General features: G+C 57.9%; 14 protein-coding genes. 12 read left to right on the forward strand and 2 right to left on the reverse strand.

The window, feature by feature from the left end:
* Nucleotide 1: 1 nt before the first annotated feature.
* Nucleotides 2-1576 carry a 2-isopropylmalate synthase gene (leuA, locus tag ACUTSC_RS15855; RefSeq protein WP_004932820.1) on the reverse strand — a complete coding sequence of 525 codons (1575 nt, stop codon included), beginning with the start codon at nt 1574-1576 and terminating at the stop codon, nt 2-4.
* A gap of 872 nt (nt 1577-2448) precedes the next feature.
* Between leuA and leuO the strand changes: the two genes are divergently transcribed.
* The 5 genes from leuO to cra all read left to right on the forward strand — a co-directional run bounded on the left by leuO (nt 2449) and on the right by cra (nt 9423).
* The gene (leuO, locus tag ACUTSC_RS15860) at nt 2449-3396 is read left to right on the forward strand and encodes a transcriptional regulator LeuO (protein WP_197766986.1); all 948 of its coding nucleotides are present in this window, start codon (nt 2449-2451) and stop codon (nt 3394-3396) included.
* A gap of 466 nt (nt 3397-3862) precedes the next feature.
* Nucleotides 3863-5671 (forward strand): AMP-binding protein, encoded by a 1809-nt coding sequence (locus ACUTSC_RS15865; protein ID WP_197766985.1) that lies wholly within the window; start codon nt 3863-3865, stop codon nt 5669-5671.
* Between the two features lie 316 nt (nt 5672-5987).
* A complete protein-coding gene (ilvI, locus tag ACUTSC_RS15870) occupies nt 5988-7706 on the forward strand; it encodes an acetolactate synthase 3 large subunit (protein ID WP_197766984.1) in 1719 nt (572 codons plus the stop codon).
* 2 nt (nt 7707-7708) lie between these two features.
* Entirely contained in the window at nt 7709-8200 is a 492-nt protein-coding gene (ilvN, locus tag ACUTSC_RS15875; protein ID WP_197766983.1) for an acetolactate synthase small subunit, read from the forward strand.
* Between the two features lie 218 nt (nt 8201-8418).
* The gene (gene cra / locus ACUTSC_RS15880) at nt 8419-9423 is read left to right on the forward strand and encodes a catabolite repressor/activator (RefSeq protein WP_004932801.1); all 1005 of its coding nucleotides are present in this window, start codon (nt 8419-8421) and stop codon (nt 9421-9423) included.
* 37 nt (nt 9424-9460) lie between these two features.
* Here the strand turns inward: cra and ACUTSC_RS15885 are convergent, their stop codons facing one another.
* Nucleotides 9461-9901, reverse strand: a complete 441-nt coding sequence (locus ACUTSC_RS15885; RefSeq protein WP_077038650.1) for an L-alanine exporter AlaE — start codon at nt 9899-9901, stop codon at nt 9461-9463.
* A gap of 862 nt (nt 9902-10763) precedes the next feature.
* Here ACUTSC_RS15885 and mraZ point away from each other — a divergent pair.
* From mraZ to mraY, 7 genes are read left to right on the forward strand one after another with little or no spacing between them, the layout of a single operon-like run.
* Entirely contained in the window at nt 10764-11222 is a 459-nt protein-coding gene (mraZ, locus tag ACUTSC_RS15890; RefSeq protein ID WP_025159638.1) for a division/cell wall cluster transcriptional repressor MraZ, read from the forward strand.
* 2 nt (nt 11223-11224) lie between these two features.
* Entirely contained in the window at nt 11225-12166 is a 942-nt protein-coding gene (rsmH, locus tag ACUTSC_RS15895; RefSeq protein WP_049200285.1) for a 16S rRNA (cytosine(1402)-N(4))-methyltransferase RsmH, read from the forward strand.
* A complete protein-coding gene (gene ftsL, locus ACUTSC_RS15900; RefSeq protein ID WP_015376645.1) occupies nt 12163-12483 on the forward strand; it encodes a cell division protein FtsL in 321 nt (106 codons plus the stop codon). Before rsmH ends, ftsL begins: the two co-directional genes overlap by 4 nt.
* Before the next feature lie 42 nt (nt 12484-12525).
* Complete coding sequence (locus ACUTSC_RS15905) at nt 12526-14289, forward strand: peptidoglycan glycosyltransferase FtsI (RefSeq protein ID WP_004932790.1); 1764 nt, start codon at nt 12526-12528, stop codon at nt 14287-14289.
* Entirely contained in the window at nt 14276-15763 is a 1488-nt protein-coding gene (gene murE, locus ACUTSC_RS15910; protein ID WP_445653434.1) for a UDP-N-acetylmuramoyl-L-alanyl-D-glutamate--2,6-diaminopimelate ligase, read from the forward strand. Before ACUTSC_RS15905 ends, murE begins: the two co-directional genes overlap by 14 nt.
* Nucleotides 15760-17121 carry a UDP-N-acetylmuramoyl-tripeptide--D-alanyl-D-alanine ligase gene (murF, locus tag ACUTSC_RS15915; RefSeq protein ID WP_197766981.1) on the forward strand — a complete coding sequence of 454 codons (1362 nt, stop codon included), beginning with the start codon at nt 15760-15762 and terminating at the stop codon, nt 17119-17121. The genes murE and murF overlap by 4 nt, the downstream gene beginning before the upstream one ends.
* Complete coding sequence (gene mraY / locus ACUTSC_RS15920) at nt 17115-18197, forward strand: phospho-N-acetylmuramoyl-pentapeptide-transferase (RefSeq protein WP_004932782.1); 1083 nt, start codon at nt 17115-17117, stop codon at nt 18195-18197. The genes murF and mraY overlap by 7 nt, the downstream gene beginning before the upstream one ends.
* The last annotated feature ends 1 nt before the right edge of the window (nt 18198 follow it).

Here is an 18198-nt window from a genome sequence, read left to right on the forward strand (position 1 = left end):
TTCACACCGTTTCCTGATTATTTTGATGTTTGTTTTGCTGCAGGCGCTGCTTTTCTTTTTCTACCTGCTGTGAGCGCCAAATATTGTTCAACACGTGCACCATCGCCTTGGCGGAGGATTCGACAATGTCGGTCGCCAGACCCACGCCGTGGAAGCGGCGGCCGTTGTATGAGACCACGATATCCACCTGGCCCAGCGCGTCGCGGCCATGGCCCTTGGCGGTCAGTTGGTACTTCACCAGCTCGATCGGGTAGTCGGTGATGCGATTGATTGCCTGATAAACCGCATCGACCGGGCCATTGCCGGTGGCGGCCTCGGCTTTCTCTTCGCCGCCGCAGATCAGTTTCACCGAAGCGGTGGCCATGATGCTGCTGCCGGACTGCACGCTGAAGTAGCCCAGGCTGAAGTGCTCCGGCTCTTCCTGCTGTTTGTTAATGAAGGCCAGCGCCTCCAGGTCATAGTCGAACACCTGGCCTTTTTTGTCGGCCAGCTTCAGGAAGGCGGCGTACAGGGTATCCAGGTTGTAGTCCTGCTCCTGGTAGCCCATCTCTTCCATGCGGTGTTTCACCGCCGCGCGGCCGGAGCGGGAGGTCAGATTCAACTGCACGTCTTTCAGGCCGATCGACTGCGGGGTCATGATTTCGTAGTTTTCGCGGTTCTTCAGCACGCCGTCCTGGTGAATGCCGGAGGAGTGGGCGAAGGCGTTGGAGCCGACGATCGCCTTGTTGGCCGGGATCGGCATGTTGCACAGCTGGCTGACGATCTGGCTGGTACGGAAGATTTCCTGATGATTGATGTTGGTGTGCACGTTCATGATGTCCTGGCGCACCTTAATCGCCATGATCACCTCTTCCAGCGAACAGTTGCCGGCGCGCTCACCGATGCCGTTCAGGGTGCCTTCCACCTGACGGGCGCCGGCCTGGACCGCGGCGATGGAGTTGCCGACCGCCATGCCCAAATCGTCGTGGCAGTGCACGGAGATGATGGCTTTGTCGATGTTCGGCACGCGGTCATACAAGGTGGTGATGATGCCACCGAACTGGTTCGGCGTGGTGTAACCGACGGTGTCCGGAATATTGATGGTGGTGGCGCCGGCGTTGATGGCGGCTTCAACCACGCGGCACAGATTGTCGATCGGCGTGCGGCCGGCGTCTTCACAGGAGAACTCTACGTCGTCGGTGTAGTTGCGGGCGCGTTTGACCGAGCGCACTGCCATCTCCAACACTTCGTCGAACGAGCGTTTCAGCTTCGATTCAATGTGCAGGGTCGAGGTGGCCAGGAATACGTGGATGCGGAACGCTTCGGCGACGCGCAGCGCTTCGGCGGCCACGTCGATGTCTTTATCCACGCAGCGGGCCAGGCCGCAGACGCGGCTGTTCTTGATCTGACGCGCGATGGTTTGCACCGACTCGAAGTCGCCCGGCGAAGAGACCGGGAAGCCGACCTCCATCACGTCGACGCCCATTCTCTCCAGCGCCAGCGCAATCTGAATCTTCTCTTTTACGCTCAGGCTGGCCTGCAATGCCTGTTCGCCATCACGCAGCGTGGTATCGAAAATAATGACTTGTTGGCTCATCGGTGCATTCCTTATCGTGTTGATTTCACGCTAAGCGGGCAAAAAAAAACCCGCGCAGTAGCGCGGGTTTCTTATGGGTGATCGGCTGAGTCAGCTCCGAACTTCGTCCACAGGCATACCGCGCAAACAAGATGCGTTAAGTAGTAGGCCTAGTAGACGGTGATTACGGATCATAAGGGTTCAGCTTCTCTTAAATGGGGTGTCTGCCTAATTTGATACGTGATTGCCCTGGCGATGTCAACACCTGATTGAATGCGGGGACAATGCATCGGCTCATCGGCCGAACAGAGGATCATGCGGCAAAAAAGCGACGCTCTAGAGAAAAAACGGGGCCAGTTTGCGTGCTGCTTAGCATAAACGAATCGAATATAGACTGCGCTAATTGCTTCTGGATTTCGTTGCGTTAAGATTTGTGATGAAAAAATAAGAGGGATTAATCACGGGGAGTAATAAAATAACATTTTTAATGCAAATGATTTAAATTGAATCCATATGAACAATTGATTGTTTTAGTCATAATATAACAAAATAATGCGTTTTTACACAAAGTGAGCGGTGTTTTTAGATGGTTTGATTGCTTATGATGTGTTTTTATAGTTTGTCTCATACAGTGCGGCTACGTTGTTTAATTGTATTAATCATTGTTGATACCTAATTATTAGTACTACCCAGGTGGCATTCTTCTCGTTGACGGGGGAAGCTGCTGACATGTATTCCATATACGACTTATATCGTGTCGATAACACGAGGTTTTTTATCGGTTGATGACGGTAATGGCAGGATTTGTCGTGCAAAGATAAGACAATGCGGCGTTTCATTGTTTGTCGAGCATAAGGATTAGATTATTTACACAGGATTTAGTGGAGTGAAATATGGCTGAATATGATTCAGAAATCGCCATGGTCAAAGAGCCGGCGGACATTCATTTGCGCAGCGTCGATCTTAATTTGCTTACGGTGTTTGACGCCGTGATGCAAATGCAAAATATTACGCGAGCCGCTAATTCGTTAGGGATGTCGCAGCCGGCGGTGAGCAACGCGGTGGCGCGCCTGAAGGTGATGTTCAACGATGAGCTGTTCGTGCGCTGCGGGCGCGGGATCCAGCCCACCATGCGGGCCAGGCAGCTTTTTGGGCCGGTGCGGCAAGCGCTGCAGCTGGTGCAAAATGAGTTGCCGGGCGCCGAGTTCGAACCGCTGACCAGCACGCGAGCGTTCTCCCTGTCGCTGTGCAGCCCGCTCGATTTGCGTCTGGGCGCCGGGATAATCAATCACGTCAAACAGATCGCGCCGCAGCTTAACCTGCAAATAAAGTCGTACATCAACAATAATATTGAGCATCAATTGCGTTATCAGGACGTCGAGTTTGTCATCGGCTACAGCCGTTTCGAATCGGCGGAGTTTCGCAGCCTGGCGATGTTCGACGACGAATTAGTGCTGGCGGTTGCGCAGGCGCATCCGAGAATAGGCGAGGAGGTGACGCCGGAGCACATGCTGGCCGAGCAGCACGCTGCGGTTTCCCTGGAGAGTTTTGGATCGTTCAGTAAACCTTTTTATTTAGAGGAGCCGATGCTGCGCGTCGTGACGCAACAGTGCACGGATCTCTACAGCGTGTTGAATATGGTGTCGCAAACGGAAATGGTGGCGATTGCGCCCGCTTGGTTGGTGCGACAGCAGACGGAGGCATTGAAAATAAAGGCGGTTCCTTTATGTAGCAATGATAATAAAGCCACCTGTTATCTTTCTTGGCATGAATCCTCCGAGCGGGATAAAGGCCACCAGTGGATGAAATCCGTCCTGATTGAGGCAGGCAACCCAAAGTAAAGCGATAAAAAATGGAAGCCACATAAAGATAATATTCAACTGAGCGTTTTTTTCTCATGATAAAAACTAAGAACTATCTGTGTTTTTATTAAGATGTTTCTTGGTTTTACGGCGATAAAATAACTTATTTTCAGAGTGGGTTTGTTCGTTCAGCAAAAATAATTAATATAAATTAATATTCTGATTTTTACTTTCCGGCTGGTATTTTAAACTAACTCGATGCGGCGGCCCGAACGGGCCGCGTTTTATTGCCATCAGCAAACCTTTTCCTCCCCGTTTTGTCCAACCAATGAAAGTGCGGAAGCCGGACTGAGTTTTGGCTCACACTTCTACGCTGAAATCGCTTTTCCCCCTGCCTGAGACTAGGTAGACTGCGCAGAAAAAAGTAAACACGTGTAAGCTGAGATGAGGGCCGTAAGGCGTCGTTCCGGCTTAACTGTTTGATTCATTTCAGGCTTAGAGCACTATGATCACTAATCTGCTGCAATACCATTTGATCCATCGTATACAGCATCAAATCATCCACCGAGCCGATCGCACAGCTTTTCGCCAATGGTCACCCAACGGCGAGTTGCAGCTGACCTGGGGAGAGGCCGCCACTCGTATTGACCGCATTGCCGCCGGGTTGCTGGGGCTGGGCGTCGAAGTGCAAGAACGCATCGGTATTTTCGCCAATAACACGATGGCCTGGGCGTTGACCGATCTCGCTATCCTTCACCTGCGCGGCATCAGTGTTCCGCTCTATTCCACCAATACGCCGGCACAGGCGGCGTTCGTCACCAACGACGCCGACATCCGTATACTGTTCGTCGGCGAGCAGGCGCAGCTTGACGCCGCCATCGCGCTGCGCGGCGTCTGCCCGCAGCTGCGCCATATTATCGTCTTCGACGAGGATGCCGATCTGCGCGGCTGCGAGATCGCACAGCATCTGAGCGCCTTCGAGCGCACTGCCGATCCGGCGGCTTTTGCCGCTCAACGCCAGCAGCGTATTGAAGAGTGCGACCTGCAGGATCTTTTCACCCTGATCTATACCTCGGGCACCACCGGCGAGCCGAAAGGGGTGATGCTGGACTACCGCAACCTGGCGGCGCAGCTCTACCTGCATGATGAAAGACTGACGGTCGGCGAAGCAGATGTGTCGCTCAGCTTCCTGCCGCTGTCGCACGTTTTTGAGCGGGCCTGGAGCTTCTTTGTGATGCATTCCGGCGCGCAGAACGTTTTCCTGCCGAACACCGACTGGGTGCGGGAAGCGATGGGGCAGGTCCGCCCGACGCTGATGTGTGCGGTGCCGCGTTTCTACGAGAAGATTTTCAGCGCGGTGCACGAAAAAGTGGCGCGCGCGCCTTGGCTGCGCCGTGCGTTGTTCCACTGGGCGATCGTCTGCGGCGAGCGCAAATTCCTGCAGGAGCGCGCCGGCAAGCCGTTGGGTAAAGTGTTCGACTTCACCCACCGCTGGGCCGATAAGCTGGTGTTGAGCAAGCTGCGCGGTATCCTCGGCGGCCGGGTGCGCTTTTTGCCGGCGGCGGGCGCCAAGCTGGACGACAATGTGATCCTGTTTTTCCAGGCGATGGGCGTCAACATCAAGTACGGTTACGGCATGACCGAAACCTGTGCGACCGTCTCCTGCTGGGAAGAGGGGCATTTCCGCTTCGGATCTATCGGCAAACCGCTGCCGGAGGTCGAGGTGCGCATTGGCGAGGAAAATGAAATCCAGGTGCGCGGGCCGATCGTGATGCGCGGCTATTTCAACAAACCTTTGGAAACCGCCGCGACCTTTACCGAGGACGGCTGGCTGAAAACCGGCGACGCCGGGGCGATCGATGAAGAGGGCAACCTGTTCATCACCGAACGCCTGAAGGATTTGATGAAAACCTCCGGCGGCAAATATATCGCGCCGCAGATGCTGGAAGGCACGCTGGCGCAGGATCGCTTTATCGAGCAGGTGGCGATCATCGCCGATGCGCGTAAATTCGTTTCCGCGCTGATCGTGCCGTGCTTTGAGTCGCTGGAAGAGTACGCGAAGTCAGTGAACCTGAAATACCAGGATCGCCTGGAACTGCTGCGCAACGGCGAAATTCTCGAGATGTTCGAAAAGCGCCTGCGCGAGATGCAAAAGGAGCTGGCGCGCTTCGAACAGGTGAAGAAGTTCACGCTGCTGCCGGCGGCCTTTTCGATGGAGCTGGGGGAGTTGACGCCAACGCTGAAGCTGCGCCGTAAAGTGATCCTGCAGCGCTATCAGCGTGAAATCGACTCGATGTACCAGGAACAGGCCTGACGCCGCCGCCGGGCCATGTGCCCGGCCAAAAAAGCGGCATATCCTTCACCTGATTTAGTTCTGTAATTTCCCCCCTGTTCGAAACAATGCCTAGCCTGACAACCCCGAGGCTAGCGCATTGTTTTTATAAAGCCGCGATCTCCAGCCGCTTGGCAATAACCCCGCTACCGTTAAGCCATTTTGCCGTTTGCCTGCCCCATATTCTGACGTTATGTTAATTCGATAGCGACAACCCATAAAAACTTTGGGGCATTGCCCCGCAGCAGGCGCTACGTTCCGGCGCCAGACAAGAATAAGCAAGCCTGGAGGCAAACCCATGGAGATGTTGTCAGGAGCCGAGATGGTCGTCCGATCGTTGATCGATCAGGGCGTTAAGCATGTATTCGGCTACCCCGGCGGGGCGGTGCTCGATATCTACGATGCCCTGCATACGGTTGGAGGGATCGATCATATTCTGGTGCGCCACGAGCAGGGCGCGGTGCACATGGCCGACGGCTACGCACGCGCCACCGGTGAAGTGGGCGTGGTGCTGGTGACCTCCGGCCCCGGCGCCACCAACGCCATTACCGGCATCGCCACTGCCTACATGGACTCGATCCCGATGGTGGTGCTGTCGGGGCAGGTGCCCAGCTCGCTGATCGGCTACGACGCTTTCCAGGAGTGCGATATGGTGGGGATTTCGCGCCCGGTGGTGAAGCACAGCTTCCTGGTAAAACGTACCGAAGACATCCCGGCGGTGCTGAAGAAGGCGTTCTACCTGGCTTCCAGCGGCCGGCCCGGCCCGGTGGTGATCGATCTGCCGAAAGATATCGTCGGCCCGGCGGTGCGGATGCCTTATGCCTACCCGCAAGACGTGAGCATGCGTTCTTACAACCCGACGGTGCAGGGCCACCGCGGGCAGATCAAACGCGCGTTGCAAACCATTCTGGCGGCCAAAAAGCCGGTGATGTACGTCGGCGGCGGCGCGAGCAACGCCGGTTGCGAAGCCGAACTGTTGGCGTTGGCGGAACAGCTGAACCTGCCGGTGACCAGCAGCCTGATGGGATTGGGCGCTTTCCCCGGGACCCATCGCCAGAGCGTCGGCATGCTCGGTATGCACGGCACCTATGAAGCCAATAAAACCATGCACCATGCTGACGTGATCTTCGCCGTCGGCGTGCGCTTCGACGATCGCACCACCAATAACCTCGCTAAATACTGCCCGGATGCCACCGTGCTGCACATCGATATCGATCCGACCTCGATCTCCAAAACGGTGGACGCCGATATTCCGATCGTCGGCGATGCCAGGCAGGTGTTGGTTCAGATGCTGGAGCTGTTGGCTCAGGGCGAGAAAGCGCAGGATCACGACGCGCTGCGTGACTGGTGGCAGTCTATCGAGCAGTGGCGTGCCCGCGACTGCCTGGGTTACGACAAGCACAGCGGCACCATCAAACCGCAGGCGGTGATCGAAACCCTGTACCGCTTGACCAAAGGCGACGCCTATGTCACCTCGGACGTGGGCCAGCACCAGATGTTCGCCGCGCTCTATTATCCGTTTGATAAACCGCGCCGCTGGATCAACTCCGGCGGCCTCGGCACCATGGGCTTCGGTTTGCCGGCGGCATTGGGCGTCAAGCTGGCGCTGCCGGAGGAAACCGTGGTGTGCGTGACCGGCGACGGCAGCATTCAAATGAACATTCAGGAGCTGTCCACCGCGCTGCAATATAACCTGCCGGTGGTGGTGGTGAACCTCAACAACCGCTATCTGGGCATGGTGAAGCAGTGGCAGGATATGATTTATTCCGGCCGTCACTCGCAGTCCTACATGGATTCGCTGCCGGACTTCGTCAAGCTGGCCGAGGCTTACGGCCATGTCGGCATCGCCATCCGCACGCCGGATGAACTGGAGAGAAAGCTGGCGCAGGCGCTGGCGGAAAAAGAGCGGCTGGTGTTCGTCGACGTGACCGTCGATGAAACCGAACATGTTTACCCGATGCAGATCCGCGGCGGAAGCATGGACGAAATGTGGCTTAGCAAAACGGAGAGGACCTGATCATGCGCCGTATTTTATCTGTCTTGCTGGAAAACGAATCCGGCGCCTTGTCGCGCGTGATCGGGCTGTTCTCCCAGCGCGGTTATAACATCGAGAGCCTGACGGTGGCGCCGACCGACGATCCGACGCTGTCGCGCATGACTATCCAGACCGTCGGCGACGAGAAAGTGCTGGAGCAGATTGAGAAACAGCTGCACAAGCTGGTGGACGTGCTGCGCGTCAGCGAGCTGGTGCAGGGCGCCCACGTCGAGCGCGAGATTATGCTGGTGAAGCTGCAGGCCAGCGGCTACGGCCGTGAAGAGGTGAAGCGCTGCGCCGATATTTTCCGCGGCCAGATCGTCGATGTGACGGCGACGCTGTACACGGTACAGATGGCCGGTACCAGCGACAAGCTCGACGCCTTCCTCAGCGCGGTGCGTGAAGTGGCGGAGATTGTGGAAGTGGCCCGTTCCGGCGTGGTTGGCGTGTCGCGCGGCGACAAAATCATGCGCTGAGCGTGGTCTGGCGGTGAATAATCGGGGGCGCGGCGTGGCTGCGCCCTTTGTTTTTCGGTATTTTTTGCCCGATTGCTGGCACCTTTCGGCAAAAGCGGTTGCTAGGCAGTGTTTTCTGCTGTTAGATCGCAGAGGCTGGATTGAATAACCGCACGGGATGTCATGGTTAATCCGAGCACAGCCTTCACTTCTATTTTCAGCGTCATTAAGGGGTTCATGTGAAACTGGATGAAATCGCGCGTCTCGCGGGCGTTTCGCGCACGACGGCCAGTTATGTCATCAACGGCAAGGCGAAGCAGTATCGTGTCAGCGATAAAACCGTCGAGAAAGTGATGGCCGTGGTTAGGGAGCATAACTATCACCCGAATGCCGTCGCGGCGGGGCTGCGCGCCGGGCGTACCCGTTCTATCGGTCTGGTGATCCCGGATCTGGAAAATACCAGCTATACCCGCATCGCCAACTACCTGGAACGCCAGGCGCGCCAGCGTGGTTACCAATTGCTGATCGCCTGTTCCGAAGATCAGCCGGACAACGAAATGCGCTGTATCGAGCACCTGCTGCAGCGCCAGGTGGACGCCATCATCGTCTCCACCGCCTTGCCGCCGGAGCATCCCTTCTATCAACGCTGGGCCAACGATCCGCTGCCGATCATCGCGCTAGACCGCGCGCTGGATCGCGAGCATTTCATCAGCGTCGTCGGGGCCGATCAGGAAGATGCCTTTGCTTTGGCGCAGGAGCTGCGCACCTTCCCGGCGGAATCGGTGCTGTATCTGGGCGCCTTGCCGGAGCTTTCGGTGAGCTTCCTGCGCGAGCAGGGTTTCCGTCAGGCCTGGCAAGAGGATCCCCGCCACGTCGATTACCTGTACGCCAACAGCTATGAACGTGAAGCCGCCGGCGCGCTGTTTGCCGAATGGCTGAAAACACATCCGATGCCGCAGGCGTTGTTTACCACCTCGTTCTCGCTGTTGCAGGGCGTGATGGACGTGACGCTGAAGCAACGTGGCCGTTTGCCGACCGATCTGGCGATTGCCACCTTCGGCGACCATGAACTGTTGGATTTCCTCGAGTGCCCGGTGCTCGCGGTGGCGCAGCGCCATCGTGACGTGGCCGAACGCGTGCTGGAGCTGGTGTTGGCCAGCCTGGACGAACCGCGTAAACCTAAACCGGGTTTGACGCGTATCCGCCGCAATCTGTTCCGCCGCGGCAGCCTGAGCCGCAAATAGTCCGCTCTACAGGAGCTCGCTATGTCGGGCTCCTGGTTTAGACGTAGCCCGCCACCCGGAACAGCCGCCGGCAATATTCCAGGAAATAGCCATACACCACGCCCATCGCCATGGAGACCAGCGCATTGCTGGTGACCGCCGCCAGCATTTGTGGGCCGTCGGCGCCTACGCTCCACAGAATGGCGGCATAAACCGGCGACTGAAAGCTGACGTAGGCCAGCAGATCGGCGAGGTTGCGCAGCAGGAACTGGCCGCGCGGGCAGCGGCGCGCCGTGCGGATAAACAGATCGCGATAGCGGCCGTAAGGCCAGGCGATCAGGATGTTGACCGGGATCGACAGCAGGCGCGAAGAGAGGGATTGCTGGAAGCTCATGCCGGAGATCAACACTTCTATCGCCATGCCGGCGATAAAGCAGTACACCACCAGTGCGAACGTATCGGCAGCGGCGCTACGCCAGTGAGCGGCGGGCGAAAGCATGTGTTATCCCCTTTGGTTAAAATTCCGTTAAGTTATTAATTGCTGGTTGTTAAAACTACTTTTTTGCTTTTTATATAGTGTACTAATCTGCATTGTGTTTTTTAACTAGATTTATATTTTTATTTTTAACATTTGTTCGGTTTTTGTCCCGCAGAACCGGGGGAGAGGAGAGGGTAGAGAGATTAAAGTCGGCAATTTAAAATAAATCCATTAAAAACATATGGTTGCGATTTTTGGCGTCGAATGGGGATTTTTTCCGGCAAAAATTGTGGAAATAAAGGTGTAAGAAAATGAAACCATAATTGTAAACAGGTATTTTGGGAATAATCTTACCAAATTGATTTAAATCGAAATTACTTCTGCTCGTAATATCCGAGTCATTTATTTTCGCCGTGCTCTCATCATGGCGGTACAAATTGAAGTAAAATAGCGCGCAGTTTCACGGTGAATAACGATTGAGCGTTATTAACTCAAGGGGTTATGGCCTTATTCTGCGGTCGATTCGTCAGGCGCTGAGCCTTGGCGGGCGCGGGGCGGCAGCGGTTACAGCCCTGAGATTGCCGAGCTGAAAAATGAGACATGGCTTGCAGAAGGAAGTAATGAGTTAATTAATCGCCAGTTCGTCAGGTTTTTAATCAGATTCTTTCCGCTTAGAAAATTCTCTCCGTTTATCATGGTGTTAATTTTTAATCGTCGAATAATCAGAGTTTCTTTCGCGAGTCAGCTCCCAAAATGACCAGAGAAATATTGCCAAAGCGCTGGCGCTCTGGCTTGACAAGGTTTTCATACCCTCCGTAAACTCCATTGTGTGGGAATTTGTGGGGTAAAGTGGTGAAAACGGTCACTAAGGGGTAGCTCAGGAATGTTCCGTGGAGCGACGATGGTCAACCTCGACAGCAAAGGGCGGCTCGCCGTACCTACCCGATATCGGGAATTGCTCAACGAGGAATCGCAAGGCCAAATGGTCTGTACCATTGACCTCCATCAGCCCTGCCTGCTGCTTTATCCTTTGCCCGAATGGGAAATTATTGAACAAAAATTATCACGTCTGTCGAGCATGAATCCCGCCGAGCGCCGCGTTCAGCGCCTGCTGCTGGGGCATGCCAGTGAGTGTCAGATGGATAGTGCCGGTCGTTTGCTGTTAGCCAATACGCTGCGGCAGCACGCCGGACTCACGAAAGAAGTGATGCTGGTCGGTCAGTTCAACAAGTTTGAACTGTGGGATGAACAGACCTGGTATCAACAAGTCAAGGATGATATTGACGCTGAACAGTCGACTCAGGAACCGTTGTCTGAGCGGCTACAGGACTTGTCGCTATAAGCATGTTGGAAAACTATAAACACACCACCGTCCTGCTGGACGAAGCCGTCAACGGCCTCAACATCCGCAGCAACGGCATATATATCGACGGTACTTTTGGTCGCGGTGGCCATTCTCGTCTGATTCTGTCCCAGCTGGGGCCGGAAGGGCGCTTGCTGGCGATTGACCGTGACCCTCAGGCGATTGCAGCCGCCAAATCTATTGAAGATCCTCGTTTTACCATCGTACACGGCCCATTCTCCGAGTTGTCGCACTACGTGCGGGAACGCGAACTGGTGGGCAAGATCGACGGCGTTCTGCTCGATCTGGGCGTTTCCTCGCCGCAGCTTGACGACGCAGAGCGCGGGTTCTCCTTTATGCGCGACGGTCCGCTGGACATGCGCATGGATCCGTCCACCGGCCTGTCCGCCGCAGAGTGGCTGATGAAGGCCGAAGCGGACGACATCGCCTGGGTGCTGAAAACCTTTGGCGAAGAGCGTTTCGCCAAGCGCATCGCACGCGCCATCGTGGAAAGAAACCGCGTGGAGCCGATGACGCGCACCAAAGAGTTGGCGGATCTGATTGCCGATGCCAGCCCGTTCCGTGAAAAGCACAAGCATCCGGCGACGCGCAGCTTCCAGGCGATCCGCATCTATATCAACAGCGAGCTGGAAGAGATCGAGCGTGCGCTCGACGGCGCGCTGGAAGTGCTGGCCCCACAGGGCCGTTTGTCGATCATCAGCTTCCACTCGCTGGAAGACCGCATCGTCAAACGCTTTATGCGTCACCACAGCCGCGGCGCCCAGGTGCCGGCGGGCATTCCGTTGACCGAAGAGCAACTGCGCAGCATGGGCGGGCGAACGCTGAAAGCGCTGGGCAAAATGATGCCTTCGGAAGCGGAAGTGGCGGACAACCCGCGTGCGCGCAGCTCGGTGCTGCGTATTGCTGAGAGGATGCCCGCGTGATCGGCAACGAACGCCACGGCCTGGTCGGGGTTATTGGCGGCGACCTGCTGCGCAACGCCAAGATCCCCCTGATTTTACTGATTGCGTCACTGGTCTCCGCGATTTTCGTGGTGACCACCGCGCACCGCACCCGCCTGCTGACCGCCGAGCGCGAACAGCTGGTTCTGGAGCGCGATGCGCTGGATATCGAGTGGCGCAACCTGATTTTAGAAGAGAACGCCCTCGGCGATCACAGCCGGGTTGAACGTATCGCGACAGAAAAACTGCAGATGCAACACGTTGATCCATCGCAGGAAAATATCATCGTTAAACAATGAATGGTTTAACCGGAATAATGACACGGAGTAGAAAGGAAACGCATGAAAGCAGCGCGCCCCGGTAAGTTGAGACGCCAGGAAGATCAGGCCAGCTTTGTCAGCTGGCGTTTTGCGTTGCTGTGCGGCTGCATTTTGCTGGCGATGGTTGGCCTGATGCTGCGCGTCGCGTACCTGCAGGTCATCAACCCCGATCGTCTGGTGAAAGAAGGCGACATGCGTTCGCTGCGCGTGCAGGAAGTGCCGACCGCGCGCGGCATGATCAGCGATCGCGCCGGCCGTCCGTTGGCGGTCAGCGTGCCGGTCAATGCGGTGTGGGCGGATCCGAAAGAGCTGAACGAGCGCGGCGGTATCACGCTGGACAGCCGTTGGAAAGCGCTTTCTGATGCGCTGAACATCCCGCTGGACCAACTCTCCAATCGCATCAACGCCAACCCGAAAGGGCGCTTCGTTTATCTGGCGCGCCAGGTTAACCCGGCGATCGGCGACTACATCCACAAACTCAAGCTGCCGGGGATCTACCTGCGGCAGGAGTCGCGCCGGTACTACCCGGCGGGGCAGGTGACGTCGCACATCATCGGCGTGACCAACATCGACGGACAAGGCATTGAAGGCGTCGAGAAGAGCTTCGACCGCTGGCTGACCGGGCAACCGGGCGAGAGAACGGTGCGTAAGGACCGTTTCGGCCGGGTGATCGAAGATATCTCCTCCGTCGACAGCCAGGCGGCGCACAACTTGGTGCTGAGCGTCGATGAACGCCTGCAGGCGCTGGTGTATCGCGAGCTGAACAACGCGGTGGCGTTCAACAAGGCCGAGTCGGGCACTGCGGTGCTGATCGACGTGAATACCGGCGAAGTGCTGGCGATGGCCAACAGCCCGTCTTACAACCCGAACAACATGGCCGGTACGCCGAAAGAGACCATGCGTAACCGTGCCATCACCGATATTTTTGAACCCGGTTCAACCGTGAAGCCGATGGTGGTGATGACCGCGCTGCAAAACGGCGTGGTGAGAGAAAACAGCGTGCTGAACACCATCCCGTACCGCATTCAGGGCCACGAGATCAAAGACGTGGCGCGGTATTCGGAGCTGTCATTGACCGGGATCTTGCAGAAGTCGAGTAACGTCGGTGTTTCAAAGCTGGCGTTAGCGATGCCGTCCTCAGCGTTAGTAGATACTTACTCTCGTTTTGGGCTGGGAAAAGCGACCAATTTGGGGCTGGTCGGAGAAAGCAGTGGCATATACCCAAAAAAACAACGGTGGTCTGACATAGAGAGGGCCACCTTCTCTTTCGGCTACGGGCTGATGGTAACTCCGTTACAGTTGGCGCGAGTCTATGCAACGATCGGCAGCCTGGGCGTGTATCGCCCATTGTCGATCACCAAGGTTGACCCTCCGGTCGCCGGCGAGCGCGTTTTCCCTGAACCTCTGGTGCGCACCGTGGTGCACATGATGGAAAGCGTGGCCTTGCCGGGCGGCGGCGGCGTGAAAGCCGCCATCAAGGGATACCGTATCGCCATCAAAACCGGTACCGCGAAAAAAGTGGGCCCGGACGGCAAATACGTCAACCGATACATCGCTTATACCGCCGGCGTCGCGCCGGCAAGTAACCCCCGTTTTGCCCTGGTGGTCGTCATCAACGACCCGCAGGGTGGGAAATACTATGGTGGCGCAATCTCCGCGCCGGTGTTCGGTGCCATCATGGGCGGCGTATTGCGCACCATGAACGTCGAGCCTGACGCGTTGCCTACCGGTGACAAAAGCGAATTAGTGATTAACAAGAAAGAGGGTTCAGGTGGCAGATCGTAATTTGCGCGACTTACTCGCCCCGTGGGTGCCGACGGCACCCGGGCGCGCGCTGCGGGAAATGACATTAGACAGCCGTGTGGCGGCTGCCGGGGATCTGTTTGTCGCCGTTGTCGGCCATCAAACGGATGGACGCCGCTATATTCCGCAGGCCATCGCGCAGGGCGTCGCCGCCGTGATCGCCGAAGCTGACGGTCAGGCCGAAGACGGCGCCATCGTTGAAATGCACGGCGTGCCGGTGATCTACCTGAGCCAACTGAACCAGCGCCTTTCCGCGCTGGCCGGGCGTTTTTACCACCAGCCGGGCGAGCGTCTGCGTCTGGTCGGCGTGACCGGCACCAACGGCAAAACCACCACCACCCAACTGCTGGCGCAGTGGAGCCAACTGCTGGGCGAAACCAGCGCAGTGATGGGGACCGTCGGCAACGGCCTGCTGGGCCAGGTGTGTCCGACCGAGAATACCACCGGTTCTGCGGTGGATGTTCAACACGTATTAAACGATTTGGCGGAACAGGGCGCGACCTTCGCCGCCATGGAAGTCTCTTCCCACGGTCTGGTGCAACACCGGGTGGCGGCGCTGCCGTTCGCCGCGGCGGTCTTCACCAACCTGAGCCGCGATCACCTGGATTACCACGGTGACATGGCCAATTACGAGGCGGCCAAATGGTCGCTGTTCGCCGCCCACAGCGTGGGGCAGGCAATCATCAATGCCGACGATGAAGTCGGTCAGCGCTGGCTGAGCAAGTTGCCGGATGCGGTGGCGGTGACGATGCAGGGCAACCTGCAGCCGGGCTGCCACGGCCGCTGGCTGAAAACCACGGCGGTCGATTATCACGACAACGGCGCTACCCTTCGTTTCAGCTCCAGCTGGGGCGACGGCGAGATCGAAAGCCGCCTGATGGGCGCGTTCAACGTCAGCAATCTGCTGTTGGCCTTGGCGACGCTGCTGTCGCTGGGCTATCCGCTGGCGGCGCTGGTGGAAACCGGCAGCCGCCTGCAGCCGGTCTGCGGCCGCATGGAAGTGTTCAACGCGCCGGGCAAACCGACGGTGGTGGTGGATTACGCCCACACGCCGGATGCGCTGGAGAAAGCGCTGGAAGCCGCGCGCCTGCACTGTCAGGGGCAGCTGTGGTGCGTGTTCGGCTGCGGCGGCGATCGCGACAAGGGCAAACGTCCACTGATGGGCGGCATCGCCGAGCAGTTCGCCGATCGCGTGGTGATCACCGATGACAACCCGCGTACCGAAGAGCCGCGCGCAATTATCAACGACATCCTGACCGGATTGCTGGACGCCGGGCAGGCGCTGGTGATCCACGGCCGCGCCGAAGCGGTAACCAGCGCCATCATGCAGGCGCAGGAACTGGATGTGGTGTTGGTGGCAGGCAAAGGCCACGAAGATTATCAGCTGGTGGGTAACCGCCGCCTGGATTACTCCGACCGCACGACGGTCGCCCGACTGCTGGGGGTGCTGGCATGATCCCTGTCTCTCTTCAGACACTGGCTGAGGTATTGAGCGCTGAACCGATCGGCGCCGATTGCCAAATTGTCGAGGTGACGACAGACACCCGCAAGGTGACCGCCGGTTGCCTGTTTGTGGCGCTGAAAGGCGAGCGTTTCGACGCTCACGACTTCGTGGCGGATGCCGTAGCCGCAGGTGCCGGGGCGCTGCTGGTCAGTAAGCGCTTATTGGTGGACGTGCCGCAGCTGGTGGTGCAAGACACCCGTCGGGCGCTGGGGCAGCTTGGCGCCTGGGTGCGTCAGCAGGTGCCGGCGCGCGTGGTGGCGCTGACCGGTTCCTCGGGCAAGACATCGGTGAAAGAAATGACCGCCGCCATTCTGCGCGAATGCGGCGAAGTGCTGTATACCGCCGGCAACTTCAATAACGACATCGGCGTGCCGCTGACGCTGTTACGTCTGGAGCCGCAGCATGATTTTGCCGTGATAGAGCTGGGCGCTAACCATATTGGCGAAATCGCTTACACCACCGCATTGACGCGTCCGCAGACCGCTTTGGTGAACAACCTGGCGGCGGCGCACCTGGAAGGCTTCGGCTCGCTGGCCGGCGTCGCGCAGGCGAAAGGTGAAATCTTTACCGGCCTGCCGGCCGACGGCGTGGCGATCATCAACGCCGATAACAACGACTGGCCGCACTGGCAGAGCATGCTGGGCGGCAAAACCGTCTGGCGCTTCTCGCCACAGGCTGCCGAAGGCGTGGACTTCTTCGCGGATAACGTGCGGGTGAACGGTGCAGGCACGCAGTTCACGCTGCACAGCCCGTTCGGCACCGCCGAGATCGCGCTGCCGCTGCCGGGGCGCCACAACGTGGCCAATGCGCTGGCGGCGACGGCGCTGGCGATGTCGGTGGGCGCCACCCTCGAAGCGGTGCGTCAGGGGCTGAAACAGCTGCAGGCGGTGCCGGGGCGTCTGTTCCCGGTGGCGCTGGCCGAAGGCAAGCTGCTGCTGGACGACAGCTATAACGCCAACGTCGGGTCGATGACCGCGGCGGCGCAGGTGCTGGCAGAGATGCCGGGCTACCGCGTGATGGTGGTCGGCGATATGGCCGAGCTGGGCGCGGAAGCGGAAGAGTGTCACCGTCAGGTGGGCGAAGCCGCCCGTCTGGCCGGCGTCGACAAGGTGATCAGCGTCGGCGGTTTGAGCCGCGTGCTGAGCGAAGCGTCCGGCAACGGCGAACATTATCAGGACAAGACAGCAGTGATCGCGCGCGTGGCGGAATTACTGTCGGAACATGCGGTCATTACCGTGTTAATCAAAGGTTCACGTAGTGCCGCAATGGAGCAGGTAGTACGCGCGTTACAGGAGAAAGCACCATGTTAGTTTGGCTGGCCGAGCATTTGGTCAAGTATTACTCAGGCTTCAACGTCTTTTCTTATCTGACGTTCCGAGCCATTGTCAGCCTGCTGACCGCACTATTCCTGTCGCTGTGGATGGGCCCGCGGGTGATCAAGCGCCTGCAAGAAATGTCCTTCGGCCAGGTGGTGCGTAACGACGGCCCTGAGTCGCACTTCAGCAAGCGCGGCACGCCGACCATGGGCGGCATTATGATCCTGACCTCCATCACCATTTCGGTGCTGATGTGGGCCTACCCGTCCAACCCGTATGTCTGGTGCGTGCTGTTCGTGCTGGTGGGTTACGGCATCGTCGGCTTCGTCGACGACTACCGCAAGGTGGTGCGTAAGGACACCAAAGGGCTGATCGCCCGCTGGAAGTATTTTTGGCAGTCGGTGATTGCGCTGATTGTCGCATTCGCCATGTACGCCGTAGGAAAAGACACGCCAGCCACCGAGCTGGTTGTGCCGTTCTTTAAGGACGTGATGCCGCAGCTGGGCCTGCTGTACATCCTGCTGGCCTATTTCGTCATCGTCGGCACCAGCAACGCGGTCAACCTGACCGACGGTCTGGACGGCCTGGCTATCATGCCGACGGTATTCGTGGCGGCCGGCTTCGCGCTGGTGGCCTGGGCGACCGGTAACATGAACTTCGCCAACTACCTGCATATTCCGTATCTGCGTCATGCCGGTGAGTTGGTGATCGTATGTACCGCTATCGTCGGCGCCGGCCTCGGGTTCCTGTGGTTCAACACCTACCCGGCCCAGGTGTTTATGGGTGACGTCGGGTCGTTGGCGCTGGGTGGCGCGCTGGGCACCATCGCGGTGCTGCTGCGCCAGGAGTTCTTGTTGGTGATCATGGGCGGCGTGTTCGTGGTAGAGACGCTGTCGGTGATCCTGCAGGTGGGATCGTTCAAGCTGCGCGGGCAACGCATTTTCCGCATGGCGCCGATTCACCACCACTATGAATTGAAAGGCTGGCCGGAACCGCGCGTTATCGTGCGCTTCTGGATCATTTCGCTGATGCTGGTGCTGATTGGCCTGGCAACGCTGAAGGTGCGTTAAT

It is taken from the genome of Serratia sp. TSA_105.2 (genome assembly GCF_052692115.1).

Excerpts from the sequence above, each read along its gene's own strand:
- mraY (WP_004932782.1), top strand. The coding sequence starts at position 17,115 with ATGTTAGTTTGGCTGGCCGAGCATTTGGTCAAGTATTACTCAGGCTTC.
- ilvN (WP_197766983.1), top strand. The coding sequence starts at position 7,709 with ATGCGCCGTATTTTATCTGTCTTGCTGGAAAACGAATCCGGCGCCTTG.
- leuO (WP_197766986.1), top strand. The coding sequence starts at position 2,449 with ATGGCTGAATATGATTCAGAAATCGCCATGGTCAAAGAGCCGGCGGAC.
- mraZ (WP_025159638.1), top strand. The coding sequence starts at position 10,764 with ATGTTCCGTGGAGCGACGATGGTCAACCTCGACAGCAAAGGGCGGCTC.
- murF (WP_197766981.1), top strand. The coding sequence starts at position 15,760 with ATGATCCCTGTCTCTCTTCAGACACTGGCTGAGGTATTGAGCGCTGAA.
- ilvI (WP_197766984.1), top strand. The coding sequence starts at position 5,988 with ATGGAGATGTTGTCAGGAGCCGAGATGGTCGTCCGATCGTTGATCGAT.
- ACUTSC_RS15885 (WP_077038650.1), bottom strand. The coding sequence starts at position 9,901 with ATGCTTTCGCCCGCCGCTCACTGGCGTAGCGCCGCTGCCGATACGTTC.
- ACUTSC_RS15905 (WP_004932790.1), top strand. The coding sequence starts at position 12,526 with ATGAAAGCAGCGCGCCCCGGTAAGTTGAGACGCCAGGAAGATCAGGCC.
- ACUTSC_RS15865 (WP_197766985.1), top strand. The coding sequence starts at position 3,863 with ATGATCACTAATCTGCTGCAATACCATTTGATCCATCGTATACAGCAT.
- leuA (WP_004932820.1), bottom strand. The coding sequence starts at position 1,576 with ATGAGCCAACAAGTCATTATTTTCGATACCACGCTGCGTGATGGCGAA.
- rsmH (WP_049200285.1), top strand. The coding sequence starts at position 11,225 with ATGTTGGAAAACTATAAACACACCACCGTCCTGCTGGACGAAGCCGTC.